Source organism: Mammaliicoccus sciuri (genome assembly GCF_025561425.1).
GTDB lineage: Bacteria > Bacillota > Bacilli > Staphylococcales > Staphylococcaceae > Mammaliicoccus > Mammaliicoccus sciuri_A.
The window spans coordinates 831,684-858,658 of sequence record NZ_CP094824.1 but is presented as its reverse complement, the minus strand read 5'-3'; the positions used below and the strand labels follow the sequence as shown (position 1 = coordinate 858,658).

The window sequence follows — 26,975 nt, the reverse complement described above, 5'->3', positions numbered from 1 at the left end:
AAATGATTTTACTACGTTGGGATGTAGTAACTACCTTAGTAGTTACTAATAATGTATCAAACAATCTTCCCACCGTCAACACGAATCGGTAAATATAATTTCTTCAACTTATGACCATTACGGTCGAGGTAAACGCATTCCAATTTATGTTTACCTTTAATATTATCAAGGTTAGTGCTAAAACTTAAATGAGCTTCATATTTATCATAAGTCACACTAGCTGTTTTATATTTACTATTTTTTAATTCATATTTTCCGCCACTTGTAGCATATAAATCATCAACAAGTAAAATGAAAGCTCCATCTATGTTTTTTTCAAATTCATATTTTGATCCTTTATTCTTTAAAATCGTCATATCCATATCTATTATTATTTCATTACTAACAGTATGCGCATCTAAATTACTGATTTTTAATTTTCCTACACTTATTTCATGATTATGATTTAATTGAATCTCCTCTTTTTTTAATTCGTAATCTGTAAATTTTTCATTTGCCTTTACATATTGATGGTACCCTACTGAACCAATACTTAAAAATAGAACGACTAAAACGGTAATGATGAGTGTTTTTTTCATAGTTATTCACCTACATTGATGACTTTTTCTTCGCTGCTTAATCTATATATGTATGTAATCAATACAAGATAAATCGATATACAGAATAAACTCGGTAAAAATTGTGAATTATATATACCATATGATATTAATAAGAAATGTATAGGCGATACAATTATATCGACTATCATGAATTCTGTGATTGCATAAAATAGTGTTTGAAGAATGAAAGGTATGAACTTAACAATAAACTTCTCACCAAAATATAATAGTAATGATATTGAGAATACATTTGTTACTATGCCCCATAAACCTACAAACACGATTAATGATAATATAAATAATGTTGGATAATCATAATACAAAGAAATGATCATTGGGTTATCTGAAAAAATGCCACCGAACTGTTTAAGTACAATGTCAGGTTTTATGTTCGGTAAAATCATAAACATTCCTAAAAAATTTATTAAAAGCGGTAAAGTTACCATAATAAACGATACAACACTCGAATAAATTAATGTTTTAAACTTTGATTTCAAATTTAATTTATAAAATAACGTACTAACGCCAATTGAAATGACCAATGGCATAAGTCCTACATATAAAATAGATAATAATGATTCACCTTTAATCATGATATTTTCTGTGTAAGGCGTATACTCTAGTAGTTGATGTTCTCCATGCTCTATTTTGACATTCCACAAATGAATAATGGATATTGAACATAAAAGTAAAAAAGAAATTATAAATTGCCATTTATAAATGATTAATTTTAAGTACTTTAACATATCAACCGCCTCCAATTACTATAATTTACCATTTTTTGATTTATTATAACCTCCAGTTAGTACTTTTACACCAATCGAATAATATTATATTATTAATTAATTGCAATTAATTCAAAAGACAAAAAAAGACGCTTGCTTAATAGCGAGCGTCTTTTTTAATTACATTTATTTAATTATTTAACATGGCATTGCGTTTAAAATGGCTTTTGGATCTGTTACTGTACCGATCATGCCTGATTTTAAATTGATTCCTAATGCGATGTCTTCTTGTTTTAAGTCTTCTAACCATTCTTCAAAGACTTCTGTTTCTACTTCAATAATATCGTATTCTTCAAAGTCATCACGATGTACTTTTTCTGCTAATTTGCGTGTACTCCATACTGTCATCATGTTTGGTAGACTTGCATCTTCTTCTGATACGATAATGAATTGTTTTTGTCCTTTGACTGTTAACCCGTAAACATAGTTTTCGTTGCAAATGTCTTCTGCAAATTCATCTATTCGGATATCATCTAGTTCACTCATAATTTCTTCTATGAATGGAATTGCTTCTACTTTTATTCCGTTATCTTCTGCTGATTTGTCCACAATGAATTGATCTCCTTCATCAAGGATATCATCCATTCCATATGTAACAAATCTATCTAAATCTAACTCCATAATTTTATCGTATTTCGTAATTTCATACGATTTTAAATATGATTCTGCACTTTCTTTCGTTGACCAAATTAGACGAAAATCAGTATCGCCGTCTCTTAAGATTTTACGGTCATTCAACACAACATAAAATCTTTCTTTTGTTAATATTTGTTTAAATTTAGACATATCCTGGATAGCCATTCTACCACCCTTTTCTTTATATTTAATCCCAATAAAATATATTATACGTATTAGGTATAAGTCAATATAAAAGAAGTTAAATTGTAAAAAATTTTTTATTTATTTAGACTACTTAATGCATCTAGAAAAAGTTGCTCTTGCTCTAATGCCTTTTCTTCAGTTTCTGCATGCCAAATTCCAACAAATCTTGATTTTACGTTGTCTTTACCGAAATAGTCACCATCATAGTATGCAAGTGGATAGAGGTAGCCATTTTTGATGAATTGTTCTATTGTATTGATGAAATGCGTGTTATCGCCTGTGGAATGATAACTTAGAAATTTATGAAAGCCTTCATGTAATCGATCTTTCAGTAATAACATACTTGTTGAACCATTTTGTCTAAAGTTTAAATCAATTGCATATACATTGTGGTTGTTATCTACGAGAAGATCAAACCCTGATACACCTTTATAACCATGCTCAACACCATTTTTCATAATTTCATACCCAGCATCTATAACACTTTGTGGTACATAATTTGAATTAACATTACCATTGTAGAAGCCGTATTCATCTGTAAGCTGTTTTACAGCACCTATATATTGTATACCCGTTTTTTCACTATATACGTATTGAACGCAATAATTATCAATTTCTTCAATGAATTGTTCGATGATGATGTATTTTGTATCTGAGGCTTCTTTAATTCTATCAGTTGCTTTCTTTAAATCCGCTTCATTATAACAAATCATCACACCATACCCACCTGCTGTAGGTAACTCGTCTCCCGGTTTAATCACCAATGGTAAATCCCAGTTTTGAATAGCTTGTTCAAATTCTACAGCTTTCACAATTTCACGTTTCGGTAAATATTTACCACCCGTCCATTGTTCAATTTTAGATTTATTGTTTAAATCTATAAATTTAGGTTTATAAACGGCATATTCTTCGTCTTTACATAAATGTTGACCATGTATGTATTGGAAGAATATTTTTTTATTGTCAGCTGTTAACTGTTGTAGTAAATGTTCATATTGCGTTCTATCTTTAAAAGTATATATATTGCTCGGAATATCCACATTTACTAATTTTAAAATTCTTTTAACATTATCTGTTAAACATGCTTCATGAACGATCATGGGCATATTACTGATAATCATTTCTCTTGCTGTTAAAAAATTAGATTGTGCTTCTTCAGCTTTTAACCAAGGATTATCTTCATACGAAGGTCTCGCATTATATACAATATCTTCTTCATATAAATCTCTTAACGTTAAATTGAGTGGTTTCCTATATTCTTTGTTCATAACAAGTTCTCCCTTAATGTTTGATGATGCTCAATGATTTCATTTCTAAGGGATACATTCTCTATAAGTTCTAATCCCATTGATGCCAATATTTTCGCACCGTTAATTAATGCCTTATCACCCTTTGTACTTGCAGCAGCTTGGCAAAATTCTTTCGTATGGCCGACTAAATTAGATGGTCCAATTTTAATGTGTGGATGAATAGTCGGTACGATATGACTTACATTCCCCGTATCAGTAGAACCAAAACCAAAATCATCATCAATGACTTCTTCCCCAACTTGTTCAGCGTGCTTTCTAAATAATTCGTCTAGTGGCTTATTAATTACGAATTCATTTACACCATTTTGAATTGGTCTTAATTCATATGTACCACCTGTTTGTATAGCTGCCCCTTCAGCTATTTTTCTCACTTTATCAGTAAGAATATCTAATTCTTTACGTGAAGTGGCACGCGTATAAAAACGTGCATGTGTAAAGTCAGGAATAATATTCGCTGCTTCACCACCATTTAATATGACACCATGCACTTTATCTGTCTTTTTAATTTGTTGTCTTAACATGCTCACCCCATTAAAGAAAGATAACATAGCATCTAACGCATTAACCGCTTCAAAAGCATTTTCAGAGGCATGAGCGCTTCGTCCATAGAATTTAACATCAAATACATCTACAGCTAACGAAGGCACTGTCACGTACGTCTCATGGCCAGGATGGACCATTAGTGCAATATCAATATTATCGATAATGCCAGCTTTCACATAAGTTGCTTTTGCACTACCATTAATACCCCCTTCTTCAGCAGGACAACCTAACACGACAACTTTGCCACCAACTTGATCAATCACTTTAGACAAACTGATACCTGCTAACACACTTGAAGTCCCAATAATATTATGACCACACGCATGACCAAGACCAGGTAATGCATCATATTCTGCTAAATATGCAATAGTTGGTCCTTCTTTTCCTGAGTCATACGTTGCAATGAAACCAGTCGGATGCTTCGCAATATTCTTCTCTATCTTAAAATGATGACTCTTTAATTGATCGCTTAATAAACGTGATGCAAATACTTCTTCATTTCCTAATTCAGGACGCTCATGAATTTGATGACTCATTGATAAATATAAATGTCTATTTTGTTCTATATAATTAATAATATTTTGCGATAAGTTACTCATTAATGATTCACCTTTCCAATATAAAAGCGCACTACTTTGTAAGGAGTGCGCCAATCGTTCTTTTATCTTCCAGTAACAAACTGTAGGAATTGGCACCTTTCCATTATGGGAGGTTGCTGGACTTCATCGGGCCCTTCCCTCAGTCTCTCTTGATAATTCGTATGAAATTTGAATTTAATTCTAACTTTCTTACTCGGATATGTCAATGATTTGTTGCAATATCATTGGATTTTAAGTACCATTTTTCTGCTTTTTTCTCGAATTCTTTAATCATGCTGTCTTTACCTTTATAGTACTGTTCACTGTCATCAGGAAATTCAATGACTAAGTCATGCTTGAGACGACTATATCTTTCTCTTTCACCATTAAAAGCTCTTAAATAATCTCTAAATGACAATAATCTTAAAATATGTGGGCTACCTTCATCATAAATATGTAAATGGTGAGATACTGCACCGTAATGATCATATTTTTTGAAATATCGATTACCGATAACACCACGTTCTCCTTTAGACTCATATCCTAAAGCTGATAATTCATGTGTAAATTCATCAATCGATTTACTATCTTTCACAACTATTAATATATCTATAATCGGCTTCGCAGATAATCCAGGAATAGCCGTTGATCCTATATGTTCAATGCTGATACTATGTTCTTTCAATAACGACTGTAAATATTTTTTCTCTTCAAGAAAAAGGTGTTGCCATATACTGTCGTAAGGGACTACTCGTAAACGTTCCATCTCATCACCTAATTTCAGAATAATTTATTAATATTATCTTATAAAGTAACATAGAAAGAAAGTAAAAGAAATCTGAATTGATTGTTTTTTCAAAATTAACTTGATATAATGATGCCGAAATCAAAGGAGGAATCTTCATGACAAAAATGAATGTAGAAAGTTTTAATTTAGATCATACGATAGTAGACGCACCATTTGTGAGACTTGCGGGAATCAAAGAAGGACTTAATGGTGATGTTATTCATAAATATGATATTCGATTTAAACAACCTAACAAAGAACATATGGAAATGCCTGCATTACATTCCTTAGAACATTTAATGGCTGAGAACATTAGAAACCATACAGACAAAGTGGTAGACGTAAGTCCAATGGGATGTCAAACAGGATTTTATGCTTCATTCATCAATCATGACGATTATGATGACGTACTTGCTATATTAGAAGCAACACTTAAAGACGTAGAACAAGCAACAGAAGTCCCAGCATGTAACGAAGTACAATGCGGATGGGCAGCAAGCCATTCATTAGAAGGCGCACAACAATTAGCAACTGAATTTTTAGCAGAACGCGATAATTGGAAAAATATCTTTAAAGAAGATTAATGAGGAAAGCCCAGGATATGACCTGGGCTTTTTTTATGTTGGAATGGCTGGGTGTTGCGAACACTTTCGGGTAAACTTGTTTATAACGGGAGCGTTGTGAACACTTCTGCCCAAACTTGTTCATAACGAGGGTTTTGATTACAAAACTCGGTCGAAGTGTTACTATGGGCCGCCTTAATTACAAAAGTCGGTCAAAGTTATACTATGGACTGCCTTAGTTACAAAACTACTGAGAATTGTAATTATTGGTCTCCTTATTTGCACTTCTCACCAAACTTGCTAATAACGACACCTAATATCTAACTCCCCCAACATTATATTCACCTAATCACTACTTCAAACTCACCCCCAAATAAAAAAGAGTTTGGGATACGATGTCCCAAACTCTCTATATAAATATTACATTTTTCTTACTAGTTTAATCATCACATATTGTAGTGGTAATCTACCCCACAACGCCCATTTTGGTAATTGTTTACCGTTTAATGGGATGTTCTTTTGTGCCATATAAACATTTGCTGGAAATACAGCTACTAAGAACCATTCGATTAATTTTTTCATTAAGCTACTAGGCTTTTTGATCATTAACATGATACCAAATACGATTTCCATCACGCCTGTTATCCAAACAATTGCTTTTTTAAATGGTAAATAGTTTGGAACGATTGCTTCAAAACCTTCTGATCTCAAAAAATGCATCACACCTGCAAATGAAAATCCTATTCCAAATAATCGTCTAACTATATTCATTACTTAATCCCCATCTCATTTAAATAGCTTTTACCGAATTCAGGTAGCGTCACATTAAAGTTATCTGCAATTGTTGCACCAATTGAACTAAATGTATCATCACCTGATAATTCATGATATTCTTTAACGCTTGGACTATACATTAATAATGGTACATATTCACGTGTATGATCTGTACCTGGAGCAGTTGGATCGTTACCGTGGTCAGCAGTAATAATAACTAAGTCATCTTCATTTAATACTGCTTGTAAGTCTTCTAATCGGTTATCAAAGTCTTTAATAGCTTGTGCGTAACCTTCTTTATCTCTTCTATGACCATATAATGCATCAAAATCAACTAAGTTTAAGAAGCTCATTCCAGTGAAATCACTTTTTACAACATCGATTAATTGATCCATACCGTCCATGTTATCTTTGGTTCTAATAGCTTTCGTAACACCTTCACCATCGTAAATGTCATTAATTTTACCGATTGCAATGACATCGTAATCAGCATCTTTTAAAGTATTCATTACTGTTTTACCAAAAGGTTTCAATGCATAGTCATGTCTGTTTGATGTTCTAGTGAAGTTACCTGGCTCGCCAACGTATGGACGTGCAATAATTCTTCCTATTAGATATTTAGGATCTTTCGTAAGCTCTCTTACTTTCTCACAAATATCATATAATTCTTCTAAAGGAATGATATCTTCGTGTGCTGCAATTTGTAGCACTGGATCTGCAGATGTATATACAATTAAATCTCCAGTTTCCATTTGATGCTTACCATATTCATCGATAATTGCTGTGCCTGATGCTGGTTTATTTGCAACAACTTTTCTACCAGTGATTGATTCAATTTCTTTCACCAATTCTTCTGGGAAGCCTTCTGGATAGACTTTAAAAGGTTTATCAATATTTAGACCCATGATTTCCCAATGTCCTGTCATTGTATCTTTACCAACTGAAGCTTCACTTAATTTAGTATAGAATGCTTCTGGATTGGATACTTTTTGAACTACTGGTAAGTCTGCTATATTACCTAAGCCTAACTTTTCTAAGTTTGGTAATGTTTCATTAAAACCTTCAAGTGTATGTTTTAATGTATGAGAACCTTCATCACCGAATGCTTTAGCATCTCGTGCTTCACCAATACCTACTGAATCCATTACGATTAAATGAATACGTTTAAATCGGTTTGTCATTTGACACACTCCTAATCTGTAATCACTTTATGAATTAATGTTGGTTTAACTTGTTCGTCAGAAATTGTGATGTTTTCTAAAATTTTAGCTTCTACATCTTTAACATCTTCTTGATTTGCATAAATCGTTACTAACGATTCACCCGCTTCAACTTTATCGCCAACTTTTTTATTTAATACTAAACCAACTGCCAAGTCAATTATATCATCCTTTGTTGCTCTACCTGCACCTAAAAGCATTGAAGCAACACCAATTTCATCTGCAACGATGTGTGATACATAACCTGAAGTTTCAGCTTTAACTTCAAAAGTATATTGAGCTTGTGGTAATTTCGTAACGTCATCTACTACAGAACCGTCTCCACCTTGATTTTCAAGGAATACTTTGAATTTTTCTAATGCTTTACCATTTCGAATCACTTCTAAAAGTTTTTCTCTCGCTTCATCTAAAGTTTCAGCTTTCTTAGCTAATACAACCATTTGAGAACCTAAAGTTAATACAAGTTCAGTTAAATCTTCTGGACCTTCACCTTTTAATGTTTCAATCGCTTCTTTCACTTCTAACCCGTTACCAATTGCTCTTCCTAAAGGTTGGCTCATATCAGAAATGATTGCCATTGTATTTCTACCTACATTATTCCCGATTTTTACCATTGCATGCGCAAGTAACTCAGAATCTTCAATCGTCTTCATAAATGCACCTGCACCAGTCTTAACATCTAAGACAATCGCATCAGCACCTGCTGCAATTTTCTTACTCATAATTGAAGATGCAATTAATGGAATTGAATTGACTGTACCTGTTACATCTCGTAAGCCGTAAAGCTTTTTATCTGCAGGTGTTAAGTTACCTGTTTGACCAATTACAGCTACTTTATCTTTATTCACTAAATCGATAAATTCTTGTTCACTGATTTCAACATGGAACCCTTCAACCGCTTCAAGTTTATCGATTGTACCACCTGTATGACCTAAACCACGTCCACTCATTTTTGCGACTGGTACGTCTAATGCTGCTACTAAAGGTGCAAGCACAAGTGTTGTTGTATCACCTACGCCACCTGTTGAGTGCTTATCAACTTTAATACCTTCAATTTCAGATAAATCAATTTGATCGCCTGATTCAACCATAGCCATCGTTAAGTTTGCACGTTCTTCATCTGTCATATCTTGAAAATATATAGCCATTGCTAAACTAGACGCTTGGTAATCCGGAATATCGCCTGCAGTATATCCTTTAACAAAAAATTCAATTTCTTCTTTCGTTAATTCTTTCCCGTCACGTTTCTTTGCAATTACATCAACCATTCTCATCGTTAATACCCTCCAATTTTTGTATGAATACGCTTACCTTAATTTGAAAAATTAAAGGTACTATTTCAAGTACCATTAATTTTTAGTAATCTGAATCTGACGCTTCACCTTTTAAAATTTTAACGCCTGCTGAAGCACCGATACGAGTTGCACCATTATCTATCATTGTTTTAACATCTTCGTATGAACGGATACCACCAGAAGCTTTTACGCCTAAATCAGGACCAACTGTTTCACGCATTAATTTAATATCTTCTGCAGTTGCGCCACCTGTTGAAAATCCTGTTGAAGTTTTAACAAAATCAGCACCTGCTGCAACAGCAAGTTCACATGCTCTCACTTTTTCAGCATCTGTTAATAATGAAGTTTCAATGATAACTTTAGTTGTTACACCGTTAGCTGCTGAAACAACACTTTCGATATCTTTTTTAACATCTTCATCTCTGGCGTCTTTTAATGCGCCAGTGTTAATAACCATATCTACTTCTTGAGCACCTTTTTTAATTGCATCTTCTGTTTCAAATGCTTTAACTTCACTTGTGTTTGCTCCAAGAGGGAATCCGATTACTGTACATACAAGTACATCTGACCCTTCTAAAGCTTTCTTGGCATGTGCAACGTGTGTAGGATTGACACATACTGATTTGAATCCATATTCTTTCGCTTCACTTAATAAAGCGTCAATTTGTTCCAAAGTCGTATCTGGTTTTAATGCTGTGTGATCGATATATTTAGCTAATGACATGTTGAATCCTCCTAATATTTTTTGATTAACTCTATTATATAACGTTGTTGAACATTTGTAAAACGATAACTGAAATATTGTTCACTAATCTAATAACGCCTGTGCAGTGTATTGATCTGTAATTAAAATATTACTCAATTTACCTTCAAGTGCACCTCTAATTGAAGCGACTTTATGCTCACCTCCAGCAACTAATACTGAATGTTCTATACCTTTCAATGCATCAAGTTCAATACCTATCGTACGATTATTAATAGCTTCGTCTGCCACTTCGCCTTTACTATTATAAAATCTTGAACAAATATCACCGACTGCTGATTTTTTAAGTCTGTCTTTTTCTTCTTCACTTAAAAATCCAAGTTTAAATAATAGGGAAGAATCTCTTACAGTTCCTACAGTAAAAATCGCAACATCAACTTGTCTACCTTGATCGAGTATTGATTTAATATGTCGGTCTTTTTCAACCATATCTTTAACTTCTTTTACATCAAAAATAACGGGTAACGGTAAATCTCTCGGTGTCGCATTATATGCTTGAGCAAATCTTTCTAGAATTTGATGACTTCTCGTATCAACATCTGAAAAACTAATACCGCCCTTCAACTGGATAATACCAATATCATTAAAATGACTTTGTTCTAGATATTGAGAAACTTGATACATCGTTTTACCCCAACTTATACCAATATTATCCCCGTTTTTTACAATTTTATTTAAATATTCAGCAGTCTTTTTACCAATTGCCGTTTGAATATTTGAATAATCGTTATAAGATGCATGTTCAACAACACAATCTTTTAAATTGTATTTCGCTTTTAAAAGTGAAGCTAAACTTTCTGCATCTTGATAAGGGTCATCAATTTTAATCGTAACAAAGCCTTGATTTTTAGCATGATTCAATAATCTTGATATCGTTGGTCTTGAAATATTCAACTTTTTCGCAATCGCTTCTTGGCTCAAACCTTCTTGATAATAAAGCTTTGCAATCTTGATACTATCCTTGTTCTTTTGTAAATCCATCCCTATTCACCACTTTCTTTCACTCTTATCGTACAAAAATTCGCAAAAAATTTAAACAAATGTTATCTTTAAGATGAAAAAACTTTTATTTTATTTAAAGGAGAAGATAGTTATGACTCAAGGAACACCACATATTCAACCAAATGGTGTAAAAATCGCAAAAACAGTACTAATGCCGGGGGATCCATTACGTGCTAAATTTATCGCTGAAAACTTTTTAGAAAATGTAGAACAATTCAACGATGTAAGAAATATGTTAGGTTACACAGGAACTTATAAAGGTAAAGAAGTATCTGTTATGGGTTCAGGTATGGGTATCGCTTCAATCGGTATTTATTCTTATGAACTTTATAATTTCTTTGACGTAGACACAATTATTCGTATCGGATCATGTGGTGCTATGCAAGAAGATATCAACTTATACGATATTATTATCGCTCAAGGTGCATCTACAAACTCTCGATATGTTGATCAATTCAACGTACCAGGTTACTTCGCACCAATCGCAGACTTCGGTTTAGTAGCAAGCGCTAAAAACAAAGCTGACGAAATCGGCGCAACATCACACGTAGGTAATATCTTCTCAAGTGATATTTTCTATAATGCAGACTCAGAAGTAACAAGCAAATGGGCTAGATTAGGTATCTTAGGCGTTGAAATGGAATCAGCAGGATTATATGTAAATGCCGCAGCAGCTGGTAAAAAAGCATTAGGTATCTTCACAGTAAGTGACCACTTATTAAGAGATGAAGCAACAACAGCAGAAGAAAGACAAAATTCATTTACACAAATGATGGAAATTGCATTAGAAATCGCAGAATAATTTCAATATGCATAAAAAGAGAGCTGAGACGATGATTACCGTCTCAGCTCTTTTCATTTGTGATAGTGATGAAGTAATATTGGTTGCTTTAAGTTTCAGAATTTAGATAATTAGAGGTCGCTAACTTCCATTTTTCTGAATTCTGGTAATTAGAATCGGCTAACTTCCATTATTCTAAATTCTGGTAATTAGGAGGGATCTCACTTACGGACATTTCTCGGAATTCTGTCCCTAACACCCGCACCAATCATCACTCATCACTTCAACATGCTCATTATTCTATACCGCACGCTTCTGCAACGACTTCTACGATATGTTTGACTTGAATTTTGTCTTCTAATCCTTCATTTTTAACACCTAACAACATTTGCAAGTGACATCCTGGATTTGATGTGATGATTAATTGTGGTTCTATTTCTTTTACGTGACTCATTTTTCGATTTAAAATTTCCATCGATGCATCATAATTCACGATATTATATATTCCTGCTGAACCGCAACAGATGTCTTTTTCGGGTAATACTTTATATGTTAGTCCTTTTATTTGGTTGATTACTTTTTCAGGTTCATTGAATACATGTTGTACGTTTTGCAAATGGCATGATGGCTGATAAGTGGCTTGTATATTAATCGGATGTTCTAAGTTTAAGTCAATATCTTCTAATATAACCGATATATCTCTCACTTTATCAACAAACTGTTCTGCTCTAGCTTTCCACTCCGCTTCATTTCTCAATAAATGATCATATTCTATTAACGAAGCGCCACAACCGCCAATAGCATTGACATAATAGTCTACATCGAATTTTTCTAGCGCTTCAATATTTAATTTGGCTAATTTTCTTGCTTTATCCATTTCTCCAGCATGATGTTGAAGTGCGCCACAACAAGTTTGTTGTTTAATTTCTACAACTTGAATATTATGCGCTTCTAAAATTTTTATCGCAAGATCGTTTATATGTGAGAAAAATGAATCCATCATACAACCTCTGAAAAAGCCAATTGTTGTTTTTTTCGTTCTAAAAGGTGTTTGGTAAGGTCGGTTATCTTTTTGAACTGGTGGCAAAATCATCGCCATATTGCCTAATCTTTCAGGCAGTAATTTCAATGCATTTGTCTTACTTAAAATCCTTGAAACAAATGACGTATGATAGAGCTTCAAGCCTTTATACATCGCATCTATCATATATTGACGTTCTAAAAATACAGACATAATTTGTGTGTCTAATTTTTTATTTCGTTTTTCTCGTAATACTTCGACTGCCGATTCATAAATGTCTCCATATTGAACATTCGTTGGACAAACTGTTTCACATTGTCTACAGCCTAAACATAAATCAATCGCTTCTTCTAAATCTTTAAGTTCTGCTTTACCTTCAACTGCATATTTAACGAGATTGATTCTACCTCGTGGAGAATGTTTTTCTTCTTTCATCGTTAAATATGTAGGGCAAGACGGTAAACAAAAGCCACATTGTACACAATCAAAAGTTGCATCATAAGCTAATTTTTCGATTAGATTATTCGTCATGGACTAACACAAACCTTTCATGCTCGTCTGGAAAGATTTTACCTGGATTCAAACGATTATTAGGGTCCAATGCTTGTTTTACATCTTTCATAAATTTCATGCCTGCTTCATCAAATTCGTTATACATAAATGGCTTTTTAAACAATCCAATACCATGTTCACCACTTAATGTACCACCTAATTTCAGTGATGCTTTAAAAATTTCAGCAACTGCTTCTTCAGCTCGTTTCATTTCTTCTGGCTTACGTTTATCAGTAATGATATTAGGATGTAAATTGCCATCTCCAGCATGACCAAACACAACTAAATTTAATTGATAAGTTTGTCGGATTCTTTCGATTTCTTCAAAGAAAGCTGGAATTTGACTGACCGGCACACTTGTATCTTCACTTATCTTTGTTGGTCCAAATTTCACGATAGCTGGTGACACAAGTTTACGCACTTCCCAAAGTTCGGATGCCTGTTTTTCATCTTCAGCAATAATGACTTTACAACCAGGTAACGCAGCACATGTTTCTTCGATGATTTTCATTTCTGCTTCAAGTGCTAAAGGATGACCATCTAATTCGACTAACAATACCGACTCAGCATCGGCTGTCACATTCTCAATTGGATGTGTCGATAATACAGCATCAACACAATATTTATCCATAATTTCAATTTTAGAAGGTAATATACCTGATCTTAAAATTTTGGATACCGCTTCACCTGATGTAATAAAATCATCAAACTGCAACATTGCTGTCTTTGTATCAATCGGCTTAGGAATCAATTGTAAAGTAGCTTTTGTAATAATACCGAGCGTACCTTCTGACCCTACGATTAATTTTGTCATATCATAACCTGTAACATTTTTTACTGTGCGTCCACCACAGTGAATAATATCTCCGTTGGCCGTTACGACTTCTAATCCAACAACATAGTCTTTCGTGACGCCATACTTTAAGCATCTTGGTCCACCTGCATTTTCAGCCAAGTTACCCCCAATTGTTGAAACACGAGAACTGGATGGATCAGGTGGATACATCAATCCATATGATTCAGCAACTTTATGAATTTTCTCAGTGATAACGCCTGGTGAAACTTCCATCATTAAATCATTTTCGTAAACTGTTATTTCATTGGCCCATCTTGAAAAATCCAACACTATACCACCATGAACTGCAAGTGGTCCCCCACTTAAACTTGTACCACTACCTCTCGGATAAATTGGTACGTCATATTGATTACTTAACTTTACAATATGCACCACTTCTTCAGTAGACATTGGCTGACAAATAATATCAGGCATGTATTCACCGAAAGAAGCATCAAAACTATAACTTGAAAGATCCGCTACTTCTTTAGAAACGCGCCCATTATCTAAATGTTTCTTTAAAGCATGATAGAGTTCTTCCATGTTATCCCCCCTCAATATGAAATTATATTCATGATAGCACTGTTTACTTTAATTTTCATTCCAAATGAATACGTTTACATTTATAATTAAAAAAATACCTAATCCAATATGTTCATGGATTAGGTAATCGTAATTCAATATTATTTTAAGAATGATTTTAACATCCAGTTGTGTTTTTCAAGACTTGTTACCATTGCTAATAACATGTCACCAGTCATATCGTCATTAACTTTTTCTGCTAATTGAATACCTTCTTCTAATTGAGCAATTACAGTTGTGAAGTCTTTAGATAATTGTTCAACCATTTGGTTTGCAGTTAAGTTTTTCTCAGCTTCTTCAATAACTGACCATTCTAATGCTTCTCTTAAAGTAGCGATTGGGTTACCTTCAATTGCTAAAATACGTTCAGCTAAATCGTCAATATACACACTTGCTTCATTGTAAAGTTCTTCAAATTTCTCATGTAGTGAGAAGAAATTTGGTCCTTTAACATACCAGTGATAGTTGTGTAATTTAGTATATAATACTGTCCACTCTGCTACTTGTTTATTTAATGCTTCGATTACTTCTTTATTATTTGTCATTTATTTTACACTCCTCTGTAGTTAACTTTTCTTGATTACATTAATTATTATATTATAATCATCCTAATCTGTCAACGATGATAAGCGGCTTATTTATAATAATTATAAATAAGAGTTTAAATATACATAAAAAAGAAGGTAAAGCCTACATTAGACTTATACCTTCTTTATCGTTTTATAAACATTTATTCTGCTTTCTCAAGTTTAAGTGGAATCTTAATTTCTTTCTCAAGTTTCTTACCGTCCATCAATTTAATGATAGAGTCTACTGAAGCTTTACCCATCTTATCAGGTTGTTGCGCGACAGTTGCATCTAGTTTACCACTTTTAATTGCTTTCATTGCATCTTCATTACCATCAAATCCAACTACGATTACATCTTTATCACCAATTGCTTCGATAGCACCGAGTGCCATTTCATCATTGTGTGAGAATATCGCTTCTACTTCTGGATGTGCTTGTAAGATATTTTGAGTCACGTTTAATCCTTCTGCTCGATCAAACTTAGCACTTTGTTTAGCAATGACATCAAGTGATTTGTCGGCAACTTTATGGAAGCCTTCTCCTCTTTCTCTTGTTGCACTTGCACCTGGAACACCTTCTAATTCAGCAACTTTAGCATTTTTACTTAATTTATCTAAAATAAATTGTCCGCCCATTTTGCCGCCTTCAACGTTATCTGAAGCGATAAATGTTGCAACATCACCTTTATCTACTGATCTATCTAATGTAATAACAGGTATACCTTCATTATTTGCTGACTGAACCGCACTAGAAATTGCACTAGAATCAGTAGGATTGACAACTAAATAATCAACTTGTTGTTGAACTAAATCTTCTATATCATTTGTTTGTTTAGCTGAATCATCTCTTGCATCAACTACTTTTACTTTCATTCCTTGTTTTTCAGCTTCTTTTTCAATACCTTCTTTAATTGAAACGAAGAATGGGTTATTTAATGTTGAAACACTGACACCAATTGTTATATCAGATTTCTTCTTATTTGTTTTACCTTCATTATCTTTTTTCAAAGGCGATTCAAGTGAACATGCCGCTAAAAATAACACAGTTGTCATTAATAGTATTAATAATTTCTTCATTTGTTTTCCCCTCAATCTAATTGATTATTTTTTTCTATCTATTAATACAGCAATTAAAATAACAATACCTTTTACGACTTGTTGGTAGAATGATGATACTCCTAATAAATTCAATCCGTTATTAAGTACACCAATAATAAGTACACCAATAAACGTTCCAACAATTCTACCTTTACCGCCTGTTAAAGAAGTTCCGCCTAATACAACTGCAGCGATAGCATCTAACTCATATGATGTACCAGCTGTAGGTTGAGCTGAGTTTAAACGTGATGTTAAAATTGCACCTGCTAATGCAGACATTAAACCAGAAATACCATAAATTAAAATTTTCACTCTGTTTACTTTAATACCAGAAATTTTTGAAGCGACTTCATTACCACCGATAGCATATGTATGTCTACCAAATGTTGTTTTTTGTAAAATAATCGCCAATATAATAAATACAATAATCATTGTGACTGCTGGTACTGGAATGCCGAAGAAATAACCTTTACCAAATAGTTGGAACATATAGCTATCACCTAAATTAGTAATGGGATTGCCATCTGTTACAACGAGTGTTAAACCTCTAAATATTGTCATCGTTGCAAGTGTTGCGATGAATGGTGCCATACTCCCGAATGTTACTAATACACCGTTACATACACCTAATAAGAAACCACCAAGTACTCCGACAATCAATGCAACGATTGGATCTAAACCACTTGTAATTAAGATTGCGGTAAATGCACTTGATAATGCGAGTATCGAACCGACTGATAAGTCTATGCCGCCAGTTAAAATAACAAATGTCATACCAAAAGCAATTAACCCGTTAATTGAAACTTGTCTTAATAAGTTTAATAAATTCGATAAATCTAGAAATGCTGAGTTCATAATACTAATCACAACAATTAATAATATAAGTCCTATAAATGGAATAATTTTTTCGACTAATGAAGTCTTAGCTGTTAGTTGTTGCATGTAATTCCCCTCCTGTAGCTAATGTCATAATATTTTCTTCTGTTATATTTTCGCCTTCAATTTCACCTTTAATATTGCCTTCTTGAACAACAATAACGCGATCACTCATGCCAATAACTTCAGGTAACTCTGAAGAAATCATAATAATCGACACACCACGTTCAGTTAGCTCATTCATCAATTGATAAATTTCTCTCTTAGCACCAACGTCTATCCCTCTTGTCGGTTCATCTAAAATCAAGATTTGAGCACCTGTACCAATCCATTTTGCCAATACTACTTTTTGTTGGTTACCACCTGAAAGTGAGGATACTAGTGCTTTTCGTGGTGTCTTAATATTGAGCCTTTTGCTCATTTGATCCGCAAATACATGTGTCGCTTGTTCTTTAATAAACCCTTTATTCGAAAAGCTTTCAAGAGATGGTAGAACCATATTATGTTCGATTGAGAAATCGAGAATGAGTCCTTCATCTTTTCTATTTTCAGTAATTAAGCCTAAACCATGTTTCATTGCATATTCCGGTGACTTAATCAATACGGATTTACCATTAATGTCTATATCTTTATGGCCTTTATCAATTCCGAACAGACTTCTCATAATCTCAGTTCTACCAGCACCCATTAAACCACTAAATCCTAATATCTCACCTTTTCTTAATGAGAATGAAATATCTTTGATGCCTTGTTCATCATTATTAAGTGATTTAACATGCATCAATGTTTCACCTGGTTCAACGGTTCTTTCTGGGAACTGCTCTGTTAAGACTCTACCTACCATTGATTTAACAATTTCATCATAATTAGTTTCACTTGTAGGTTTGTATAACACAGTTTTACCATCTCTCATAACGGTAATTTCATCAGAAATCTCAAATATCTCAGCCATTCTATGTGAAATATAAACAAATGAAACGCCTTGATTTTGAAGATTTTTGATAAGTTTAAATAACTGTGTGATTTCTTTATCTGTTAGTGCTGCAGTTGGTTCATCCATGATGATAATTTTTGCATTGGTCATTAAAGCTTTAGCAATTTCTATCATTTGTTGTTCACCGATTGAACATTTTCCTGTAACTTTCTTCAATGAGATATTAAAGTTTAATTTTTCAAAGACTTTTAATGCTTCTTTCTTCATTTTCTTCGCATTTAATATGCCAAATTTATTTCGCATTTCTTTCCCGATAAATAAATTTTCAAGTACTGTTAACTCTGGCCAAATATTAAGCTCTTGATGTATAAACGTAATACCTACTTCTTCTGACATCTGAGCATTTTTAAAGTCAACTTCTTGATTGTGATAATTAATTTGACCTGCATCTTTTTCATGAATACCAACAAGAATCTTCATTAAAGTAGATTTCCCTGCACCATTTTCTCCCATAAGTGCATGAACTGAAGCTTCTTTTAATTTAAAATCTACACCTGTTAACACTTTATTTTGGCCAAACGCTTTATGTACACCAGACATTTCTAGCATGAAATCCCTCCTTAAAATAAAACATCACTTTCTAATATGACGTTTGCATATGGTGTTGCTTCCCCTGTTCTTATAATTGCGACAGTATCTTGTGTTAATTTTTTAAATGCTTCGTGTGATACAAATTCTCTTTCAACATCTGTTTCTTGAATCTTTTCATAAAGTGCTGAATTATCCGTCTTAATTTCTTCTGCAAAAATCATTTTCTGTACAGACATATGTTCCAACAAAATATCGTAAACGCTTTCAAAACTTGGTACACCAAAAGACAGTGCTAAATCAATTTTTCGCACGCCTTTTGGTACTGGTAATCCACAATCTGCTATCACAATACGATCTGTATGACCAAGATCGCTTAATACTTTAGAAATTTCACTGTTTAATATACCTGTCTTATACATGCCTTTCTCCTTCAATATCTTGTAATGTTGGCATTCCGCCTTGTGCACCTAATCCAGTTACTGAGTGACTTGCTGCTAAATTAGCAAATGCTAATGCTTGATCTAAGCTGTATTCTTTTTGAAGCGCTACTGCAAATGCACCATTAAATGTATCGCCAGCACCTGTCGTATCTTTCACTTCACGTTTATATCCTGGTACTTGAACTTTTTCTTTACCATTATGATAAGCTGCACCTTTATCGCCTAAAGTTACAATCAATTTCATTGGATAAGCTGCTAAAGCTTCATCTAATTCATCTTTAAACATCTCATCACTTTCTGTTTCGTTTGGTGTTAAATAATCAACTTTTTCGATAACAGTGTTGCTTACTTCTCTATATGGCGCAGGATTCAGAATTGAAATCAAACCGTGTTCTGAACAATATTCAACCGCAAATTCAACTGTTTCACTTGGAATTTCTTGTTGTAATAAAATGATATCACCTTCTGACAATGCTTCTAGATGTTTTTTAACATAGTCTGGCGTCACTTCATTGTTAGCTGAAGGTACGACAATAATACTATTATCTTGTTCAGATAATGTTATATGTGCTGTTCCAGATGGCATTTGTGTAACAGGTTCCACACCATCCACAATAACGTGATTTTTTTTAAGATTTTCATATATTTCCTTACCAAAATCATCATCACCAACTCTACCAATCATATGTACGTTATCGCCTAATCTTGCAGCTGCGACTGCTTGGTTTGCACCTTTCCCACCAGGTGTTGTAAAGAAATCGTCCCCAAGAATTGTTTCTCCTTTACCTGGTCTTTTAGACGCTGATACAACTAAATCTATAGACATACTTCCAATAACTGTTATTTTCTTCATTTTAACCTCTCCTTGTTGATTGTCTTTCCACTAAAGTCACATCTAATATTTGATGATGTTCTCTTTGTTTACCTTCCAACTGTTTAATCAATTGTTGACATGCTTTTTGACCAATTAAATAAGCAGGTTGATGAATCGTTGTTAAACTTGGTGAATATGTACGTGATAATGGTATATCATCATAACCAACCACTTGTATATCGTCTGGTACTTTGTATTGATGATTATAAAGAATACTCATGACGTTAAATGCGCCAACATCATTACTACAAATAATGCTATCAATGTCGTGTTCTTTAATTAAATTAAGCAAATCATCTTCTGATAAAGATAATTCATTAGCTGAAACATAGTTGATACTCGCTTCATCTAACATTAACTTCGCACCATTGAATCGCTCTCTAAATGATTTGTAATTTAAATCTTGTTCTAAAATAAGAACAGATTGCGCTTTTCCATTAATCACTGCCTGAGCTTGAAGTTGTCCACCTTTGTAATGATTTGTTTCAACAAATTCATGATCTTCGTACACACGGTCTAATAGAACAAAAGGCATATTATAAGATTTAAATGAATCAAAAGTTTCCTTACTCGATAATTGTGAAGCAATAATACCACTACAATTATGTACGTTAAATGTATTTAAATAAGCAAGCTCTTTCTCATCATTACCATCACCATTTCCAATAATAATATGATAGCCCATCGCCATCGCTTCATCTTCAACACCTCTAGCAACTACTGTAAAAAAAGGGTTACTCATATCTGGTAATAATAGCCCTATCATTCTAGATTGTCGTTTATATAAAGTTCTTGCTGTTTCATTAGGTCGATAATTTAATTCTTGAATTGCTTTATCAATTTTATCTTGTGTTTCCTTCTTAACATAACCACTTTTGTTAAGCGCTCTAGATACAGTAGCAACAGATACTCCTGCATGTTGCGCAACTTGTTTAATTGTTGCCATACTTCAACTTCCTTTTGTGTAACCGTTTACACAAAAGGATATCACGCAATCTTTATTTATGCAATATTAATTTAAAAAATATTTTCTTTCTTCAGGTGTCGGTAATCGACAAGCATTTTTCAAAATCACTTTATGTCTGACTTTGGCAAATGCATCATAGACAATATCTCGTACAAATTTCGGTATCCATTTCAAAGCCCATCCGATTAATTGATACCCTTTTATTTGACCTAATAAATGAATAATCGCGTTTGATTTAAACCATACTTTGTCACCATCTACGACAATAATGCTATCTATATTTTGCAATTCAGGTCGCGCATCAAATAAATGATCACCATATGAAGATTCTAGTTGAGCAAATTGAAAACGAGTCGAAATCTTATGATGAATTAACCACATCACAGCACGATTACAGTATCCACAATCCCCATCATAATAAACAATAGCGATAACAATCACTCCAATCATTATTTTCTTAAACGTAACACGACAGTATGATAAATAAAAGTTTTAGAGATACAATTCCAAATAATGTCCCTAACAATAAAGTGCTAGGACTCTTCTGTCCTAGCACCTCTTCAATTCTATAATTACGTAGCTTGCTTTTTAAATGCTTGATATTCTTCTTCGTTAATTTTAATAATTTTAAATCCTACATATCCAAAGATGACAGATATGATTGGTACCGTATAGTTGAATACTGCATAAATGCCATAATCTAATACGTTCACATTCAATGTTTGGGCGATAAATACCCCACATGTATTCCACAAGAAGAATACAGATGTTACAGTACCACCGTCTTCAAGTGCACGTGATAAGTTTTTCGGATGTAGTCTTTTTTCTAAAAATGTATTAATGTACATTCTTGAAGGTACTACAATCGATATGTATTCTTCTGAACATGAAGCGTTAGTACCTATACATGAAATAATAACAGATGCTATTAAACCACCAGTACCTTTTGCGATTTTTAAGATTTTTGTAATGATTGATTTTAGCATACCTGAATATTCAAGAATGCCTCCAAATGTCATCGCAACGATAGTCATTGAAATTGTATAGAACATGGATTCTAATCCACCTCTGTTGAACAACTCTTTGACTAAATCATTTTTAGACTCTAATACAAATCCAGTTTGTAATGTCTTCACACTGTCATGAAGACTTCCACCTTGAATAAATATTTGCGATAAGAATCCTAAAACAATACCGACGACTAATGCTGGAATTGCTGGTACTTTAAAAGCTACTAGTATTATAACTATTACAGGTACGAGCAATAGCCACGGCGAAATTGTAAATTTATCTAACATTTCATTATTGATGGCATCAATTTTTGCTTGATTCATATTACCAGTTGAAAATTGTTGTCCTAAAATAAAAAATACAATTAATGAAATGATAACGGCAGGTACTGTTGTATAGAACATGTGTTTAATATGATCAAATAAATCCGTACCTGTTAATCCTGCTGCTAAGTTTGTCGTATCTGATAATGGGCTCATCTTATCACCAAAGTATGATCCAGATATAATAGCACCTGCTATCATGCCTGCTGGTATATCCATACTTAATCCAATACCCATACCAGCAACACCAACTGTTGCCATTGTTGACCAACTACTACCAATAGCTAACGCTACGATTGCACAAATAACTGCGATGGTTACTAAAAATAATGACGGCGTTATTAATTTCAAGCCAAAGTAAATCATTGTGGCTACTACGCCTCCACCTATCCAAACACCAATGATTAGACCAACTAAAATGATAATGACGATTGCTGGTAAGGCTAGTCTAATACCTTTATACATCATTTCTTCGATGTCTTGCCAACTATACCCATGATAGTAAGCTACAATTGCAGCAATTGCTGTTCCTATCATTAACGGTATGTGCGGAGCTTGCTCTAAAACGACTACCGTAAATAACATACTGATAATCATAAATAAAAATGGCACAACGGCCCAAAAGAAACTAATTTCTTTCTTAGATGTACTATTATTCTCCATAGATAACCTCTTATAAATAAAGCGCTTACATTTATAATTTTAATAGTTTATGCTACATATTACAATCCCATAATGACAAAGCCTGGACAAATATTTATGTGCCAGGCTCATACTTATAACTCATATAATTATTCATTAAGCATATATATAACTTCTTGCATAATTTCATTGAATTCTTCTTTGAACTCATTATTAAAACGTAAAATTACTGATCGTTCGTCTGATTTTAAGCGATTTTTTAATATGTATCTTTTCTCAAATAAACGTTTAATCGCTCTCGCTGATTTATTTTGCTTAATATAGCCTTTTTCAATAGCATCTTTAAGATGTACTTCTTCCACTTCATTTAATTTCATTAAAAAGAAAAATTCATGCTTCTTTAGACCATATTTTTGTTCAATAACTAAAAAGATATTATCAATTTTATTTTGCTGATCGAAAAACGCTGAACATGTTGAAATTGCTTCTGAATAAGATTGAGTCTTCATAGTCTGACCTCCTATTTTTTCACTAATTAGATTTTCTTAAAATAATTTTAACACAAAATTAAATAATATCAATATGGAATTTAAATATATATTTGACAATTTATGTATTTTTCTAGAGGTAAATTATCAAACTGAAATGACTAACTCACAAAGTGTATAGAAGTACTATTATTTTACAAATAAAAAAAGATTATAACTGTAATCGTTATAATCTTTTTCTTCTATTCAATTAATTGTAGATATTTACTTTTTAGCTTTATCTTTTAAATAGAATTCTTTTCCTGTAAAGAATTCTGTTGTTAAACTTTTTACTTTAGGTGCTAACATCACAACTGCGATAATATTTGGAATCAATATACATGCAAGTGCGATGTCTAATAAATTCCAAAGTTGTGTACCCGCACCGAATGCGCCAAGTGCGATTGAGAGCACATAAACAATTTTCATAATAAAGCCTGCTGTTAAGCCAAATAGATATTCTGCCATTCTTGATCCATAGTATATAACAACGATGATTGTTGAGAATACGAAAAAGACCATTGAAATAGATACAATCCAGCTTCCAAATGTTCCAAATTCATTATAAAAGGCACGTGCTGTAAGTGCAGCAGATTGTTCTTTAGCATCATTATCTTTCCATACATCAGATACTAAAACAACAAATGCTGTCGTACTACATATGATTAATGTATCAACAACGATTTCACTAACACTCCAGAATGCTTGTCTTACAGGATGGTCAGTCTTTGCAGCAGCATGCGCAATTGGCGATGTACCAAGACCCGCTTCGTTTGAATAAATACCACGTGCAAATCCCCAACGTACTGTAGTGGCTAAAGCAGCACCGAAACTACCACCTAATGCTGCATCTGGATTAAATGCCTTCTCAACAACTAACGCAATTACACTAGGTACATGTTGAATATTCAGTATAATAATCAAGAATCCCAAAATACAATATAAACCTACCATAACCGGTACAATCATTTCGGTAAATGTTGCGATACGCTGAATACCGCCAAATACAACTAAAGCAGCAATAACAGCTAATACGATGCCTGTTATACCCATATGAATATCGAATGTATCTTGAACAGTACTTGCAGCTGAATTCCCCTGTACCATAATACTTGGAATAAGTTCAAGCATTAGAGCAAATGCAAATACAAATGAAAATACTAATCCGACTTTTTTATTTTTGAAGCCTTTTTTCATATAATATGTTGGTCCACCAACATATTCTCCTTTATCGTTTTTCTCACGATAATATATACCTAGTACGTTTTCGGAATACTTTAATGCCATTCCTAAAAATGCGATCACTAACATCCAAAATACTGCACCAGGTCCACCCATCATAATAGCTGTAGGTACACCGACAATGTTTGCAGCACCTACTGTTGATGATAAAGCTGACGTTAACGCTTGCCTCGGCGTAATTGTACCTTCACCTTTAGGCTCTTTATTAATACTTCCAAAAGTTTGTTTCATCATGTAACCAAAATGCCTAATTTGTATTAATCCTAAATACAATGTTAAAAATAAACTTGATACTAATAAAAGTGTGACGATTGGATACCCCCATAACCAATCTGAAAATGCTAAGATTTTCTCCATAAAATAACCCCTTTGCAATTTTATTTGTGAATAATAAACCAAGCATAATTCTATATTACAGAATATTCTGCAATTTATAAACCTTTAAAAAAATAAAAACGGAATAAAATCTTAAGTGTTAAGATTTTATTCCGCCTATTTTATCCTACATGTAATACTCTACAATGTTTTAAGAATTGATGTGAATATTGTTCTTTTATGTCTTCAATCGAGCCGTAACATAAACCAATCATGCGCCATTTAGGATTATGACGATAGAATGAGTCTTTTTCTAGACTCCACTTTACCATCTTACCTTCATGATTATATCTTGGTAATGTCATTTCGTGGCCATCAAGTACATTTAAGAATAATTGAAAGATTTCTGGATCAATTCTTTCAAACTGGTCAATCACAAGCCATTCTCTTTCTGAGTTCGTAATATGCCCTGTAATGAAACCCTCTCTATAATATAAAGCGCCACTTTCATTTGGTAAATATCGACCGTATAACATTTCTTCTGAGAAATCAGGATGACCTACTGTATATATACCTTTAGCAAGTTCACGTTCAACATAATGTTTCGCTTTTTTCAAACCGTCTTCTTTATTGTCACAAAGCATTAAAATAATAGGTTTATCTTTTTTAGGTTCATTTTCCTGCTCACGTTGAACAGACATCTCATATTGATTACTTGAACTTTCTTTGTAAGTCCCGTTACTCATATCCAACATCGCATCATATTGTGCTTTTGTTAAATTAGCAATAGATTGTTTCGAACTGTCTTGTAAGAAATATAATTTCTTTAACGTTTGATGTCTATTTAATTCGCCAATATTCACAGGGTTAATATCTTCATGATATTTAACTTCAATACATGTAGAATCTGTTCTACCAGGTTGTGGTGGCAACTTATGTATACTATCTGACACTTCACCAGTCCCTATAATTGACTGATTAGCATTTCTACTTAAAAATATAATCTGGTCTCCTATTTCTAACTGAGTATAGTACGTATAACCATTTCTCTTAATACCATTTACAGTATGTGTATATATTGTATATGTTTGATCTGGTTCAAATTGAATTTCTTCTGTTAACAGGAAATACCTAGGAATTTTTATAGCGCCTTGTCCTAACCCTATAATTAAATCGAATTCTTCTTTCGTAATGCGATTAAACAATTGTTCTGTCATTTGTTTAATTCTAGATTCTAATTGTTCACTTCTCTTTAAATATTCAATCGATAACATTGTTAAAGATTGCTCAAATTTAAATTGGATGCTTACTTTTTGATTGCCACCCGTTTGAACTTGTAAGATCTCACCGAATCCAAGTAAGCCGACTTGATTTTGCACTTGATAATAAATGACTTTATCTCCCGGTTTAGCTGTCTTAAATGCATGATAACCTTGCGTTGGATTAAAGCTTGCACCTGATTCAAACACTGCAGTTTGGCCTTCTAATGGTTCCGTATGACGCCACCTATTATATCCACAATTTAACCAAAAGTAGTTTCTTTCTTCAGACATATGTATACTCCTTAATATCTATAATGATCGATTTTCATAATGATGTTTACTTTGATATCTTAATTTTATTTTCATATAAAAATTACGCTTAAAATTTACTTTTTTAACAACACATTAATATTAACATTGTATAAGACATTCACACTCATGTCTATGTTTACAATTATAAAAAAAAGAGCCGAGGACACATCATAATGTCCAA

General features: G+C 33.1%; 27 protein-coding genes and 1 riboswitch. Of the genes, 2 read left to right on the top strand and 25 right to left on the bottom strand.

Going from position 1 to position 26,975, the window contains the following annotated elements; translation table 11 throughout:
• Nucleotides 1-56: 56 nt before the first annotated feature.
• From MUA60_RS04315 to MUA60_RS04290, 6 genes are all read right to left on the bottom strand, one after another.
• Complete coding sequence (locus MUA60_RS04315) at nt 57-578, bottom strand: hypothetical protein (protein ID WP_262649916.1); 522 nt, start codon at nt 576-578, stop codon at nt 57-59.
• A 2-nt stretch (nt 579-580) separates the two neighbouring features.
• Complete coding sequence (locus tag MUA60_RS04310) at nt 581-1,345, bottom strand: hypothetical protein (RefSeq protein WP_262649915.1); 765 nt, start codon at nt 1,343-1,345, stop codon at nt 581-583.
• A 177-nt stretch (nt 1,346-1,522) separates the two neighbouring features.
• Complete coding sequence (locus MUA60_RS04305; RefSeq protein ID WP_262649914.1) at nt 1,523-2,185, bottom strand: DUF2750 domain-containing protein; 663 nt, start codon at nt 2,183-2,185, stop codon at nt 1,523-1,525.
• Nucleotides 2,186-2,280: 95 nt separating this feature from the next.
• Nucleotides 2,281-3,474, bottom strand: coding sequence for an L-aspartate--L-methionine ligase LdmS (ldmS, locus tag MUA60_RS04300; RefSeq protein ID WP_262649913.1), 1,194 nt, complete (start codon nt 3,472-3,474; stop codon nt 2,281-2,283).
• The gene (locus MUA60_RS04295; RefSeq protein ID WP_037589813.1) at nt 3,471-4,658 is read right to left on the bottom strand and encodes a M20 family metallopeptidase; all 1,188 of its coding nucleotides are present in this window, start codon (nt 4,656-4,658) and stop codon (nt 3,471-3,473) included. Before MUA60_RS04295 ends, ldmS begins: the two co-directional genes overlap by 4 nt.
• 59 nt (nt 4,659-4,717) lie before the next feature.
• Nucleotides 4,718-4,817: riboswitch (SAM riboswitch) on the bottom strand.
• Nucleotides 4,818-4,860: 43 nt separating this feature from the next.
• A complete protein-coding gene (locus MUA60_RS04290; RefSeq protein ID WP_206180385.1) occupies nt 4,861-5,403 on the bottom strand; it encodes a GrpB family protein in 543 nt (180 codons plus the stop codon).
• A gap of 137 nt (nt 5,404-5,540) precedes the next feature.
• On the opposite strand from MUA60_RS04290, the gene MUA60_RS04285 reads away from it, so the two are divergent.
• The gene (locus MUA60_RS04285) at nt 5,541-6,008 is read left to right on the top strand and encodes an S-ribosylhomocysteine lyase (RefSeq protein WP_025904442.1); all 468 of its coding nucleotides are present in this window, start codon (nt 5,541-5,543) and stop codon (nt 6,006-6,008) included.
• Nucleotides 6,009-6,407: 399 nt separating this feature from the next.
• Here MUA60_RS04285 and MUA60_RS04280 read toward each other — a convergent pair whose 3' ends face one another.
• The 5 genes from MUA60_RS04280 to MUA60_RS04260 all read right to left on the bottom strand — a co-directional run bounded on the left by MUA60_RS04280 (nt 6,408) and on the right by MUA60_RS04260 (nt 11,020).
• Nucleotides 6,408-6,758 (bottom strand): DoxX family protein, encoded by a 351-nt coding sequence (locus MUA60_RS04280; RefSeq protein WP_262649912.1) that lies wholly within the window; start codon nt 6,756-6,758, stop codon nt 6,408-6,410.
• Complete coding sequence (deoB, locus tag MUA60_RS04275; RefSeq protein WP_262649911.1) at nt 6,758-7,942, bottom strand: phosphopentomutase; 1,185 nt, start codon at nt 7,940-7,942, stop codon at nt 6,758-6,760. Before deoB ends, MUA60_RS04280 begins: the two co-directional genes overlap by 1 nt.
• Nucleotides 7,943-7,953: 11 nt before the next feature.
• Nucleotides 7,954-9,255 carry a pyrimidine-nucleoside phosphorylase gene (locus tag MUA60_RS04270; protein WP_262649910.1) on the bottom strand — a complete coding sequence of 434 codons (1,302 nt, stop codon included), beginning with the start codon at nt 9,253-9,255 and terminating at the stop codon, nt 7,954-7,956.
• Nucleotides 9,256-9,337: 82 nt separating this feature from the next.
• The gene (deoC, locus tag MUA60_RS04265) at nt 9,338-10,000 is read right to left on the bottom strand and encodes a deoxyribose-phosphate aldolase (RefSeq protein WP_262649909.1); all 663 of its coding nucleotides are present in this window, start codon (nt 9,998-10,000) and stop codon (nt 9,338-9,340) included.
• Between the two features lie 84 nt (nt 10,001-10,084).
• Nucleotides 10,085-11,020, bottom strand: a complete 936-nt coding sequence (locus MUA60_RS04260; protein WP_243560743.1) for a DNA-binding transcriptional repressor DeoR — start codon at nt 11,018-11,020, stop codon at nt 10,085-10,087.
• A 112-nt stretch (nt 11,021-11,132) separates the two neighbouring features.
• Here MUA60_RS04260 and deoD point away from each other — a divergent pair, with 112 nt between their 5' ends.
• Nucleotides 11,133-11,843: a purine-nucleoside phosphorylase gene (gene deoD, locus MUA60_RS04255; RefSeq protein ID WP_025906394.1), complete on the top strand. Its 711-nt coding sequence runs from the start codon at nt 11,133-11,135 to the stop codon at nt 11,841-11,843.
• Between the two features lie 274 nt (nt 11,844-12,117).
• On the opposite strand, the gene MUA60_RS04250 is transcribed toward deoD, so the two are convergent.
• The 14 genes from MUA60_RS04250 to MUA60_RS04185 form a co-directional block, all read right to left on the bottom strand.
• Nucleotides 12,118-13,374: a (Fe-S)-binding protein gene (locus MUA60_RS04250; protein WP_262649908.1), complete on the bottom strand. Its 1,257-nt coding sequence runs from the start codon at nt 13,372-13,374 to the stop codon at nt 12,118-12,120.
• The gene (locus tag MUA60_RS04245; RefSeq protein ID WP_262649897.1) at nt 13,364-14,773 is read right to left on the bottom strand and encodes an FAD-binding oxidoreductase; all 1,410 of its coding nucleotides are present in this window, start codon (nt 14,771-14,773) and stop codon (nt 13,364-13,366) included. The genes MUA60_RS04250 and MUA60_RS04245 overlap by 11 nt, the downstream gene beginning before the upstream one ends.
• A 140-nt stretch (nt 14,774-14,913) precedes the next feature.
• On the bottom strand, nt 14,914-15,357 hold the full coding sequence (locus MUA60_RS04240) for a Dps family protein (RefSeq protein WP_262642693.1): 444 nt from the start codon (nt 15,355-15,357) through the stop codon (nt 14,914-14,916).
• 185 nt (nt 15,358-15,542) lie between these two features.
• A complete protein-coding gene (locus tag MUA60_RS04235) occupies nt 15,543-16,457 on the bottom strand; it encodes a D-ribose ABC transporter substrate-binding protein (RefSeq protein ID WP_037588978.1) in 915 nt (304 codons plus the stop codon).
• A gap of 24 nt (nt 16,458-16,481) precedes the next feature.
• The gene (locus tag MUA60_RS04230) at nt 16,482-17,420 is read right to left on the bottom strand and encodes an ABC transporter permease subunit (RefSeq protein WP_262649896.1); all 939 of its coding nucleotides are present in this window, start codon (nt 17,418-17,420) and stop codon (nt 16,482-16,484) included.
• Nucleotides 17,401-18,897 (bottom strand): sugar ABC transporter ATP-binding protein, encoded by a 1,497-nt coding sequence (locus tag MUA60_RS04225; protein WP_262649894.1) that lies wholly within the window; start codon nt 18,895-18,897, stop codon nt 17,401-17,403. Before MUA60_RS04225 ends, MUA60_RS04230 begins: the two co-directional genes overlap by 20 nt.
• Before the next feature lie 11 nt (nt 18,898-18,908).
• Nucleotides 18,909-19,298, bottom strand: coding sequence for a D-ribose pyranase (gene rbsD / locus MUA60_RS04220; RefSeq protein WP_262649892.1), 390 nt, complete (start codon nt 19,296-19,298; stop codon nt 18,909-18,911).
• Complete coding sequence (gene rbsK / locus MUA60_RS04215; protein ID WP_262649890.1) at nt 19,291-20,172, bottom strand: ribokinase; 882 nt, start codon at nt 20,170-20,172, stop codon at nt 19,291-19,293. The genes rbsD and rbsK overlap by 8 nt, the downstream gene beginning before the upstream one ends.
• A gap of 1 nt (nt 20,173) precedes the next feature.
• Entirely contained in the window at nt 20,174-21,139 is a 966-nt protein-coding gene (locus MUA60_RS04210; RefSeq protein WP_262649889.1) for a LacI family DNA-binding transcriptional regulator, read from the bottom strand.
• A gap of 66 nt (nt 21,140-21,205) precedes the next feature.
• On the bottom strand, nt 21,206-21,610 hold the full coding sequence (locus MUA60_RS04205; protein ID WP_262649887.1) for a thiol-disulfide oxidoreductase DCC family protein: 405 nt from the start codon (nt 21,608-21,610) through the stop codon (nt 21,206-21,208).
• Nucleotides 21,611-21,732: 122 nt separating this feature from the next.
• A complete protein-coding gene (gene nhaC, locus MUA60_RS04200) occupies nt 21,733-23,157 on the bottom strand; it encodes a Na+/H+ antiporter NhaC (RefSeq protein ID WP_262649886.1) in 1,425 nt (474 codons plus the stop codon).
• Between the two features lie 128 nt (nt 23,158-23,285).
• Nucleotides 23,286-23,645 (bottom strand): transcriptional regulator, SarA/Rot family, encoded by a 360-nt coding sequence (locus MUA60_RS04195; RefSeq protein ID WP_262649885.1) that lies wholly within the window; start codon nt 23,643-23,645, stop codon nt 23,286-23,288.
• 243 nt (nt 23,646-23,888) lie between these two features.
• Nucleotides 23,889-25,262 carry an alanine/glycine:cation symporter family protein gene (locus MUA60_RS04190; protein WP_262649884.1) on the bottom strand — a complete coding sequence of 458 codons (1,374 nt, stop codon included), beginning with the start codon at nt 25,260-25,262 and terminating at the stop codon, nt 23,889-23,891.
• Between the two features lie 140 nt (nt 25,263-25,402).
• Nucleotides 25,403-26,773 carry an EVE domain-containing protein gene (locus tag MUA60_RS04185; RefSeq protein WP_204183031.1) on the bottom strand — a complete coding sequence of 457 codons (1,371 nt, stop codon included), beginning with the start codon at nt 26,771-26,773 and terminating at the stop codon, nt 25,403-25,405.
• Nucleotides 26,774-26,975: the final 202 nt, after the last annotated feature.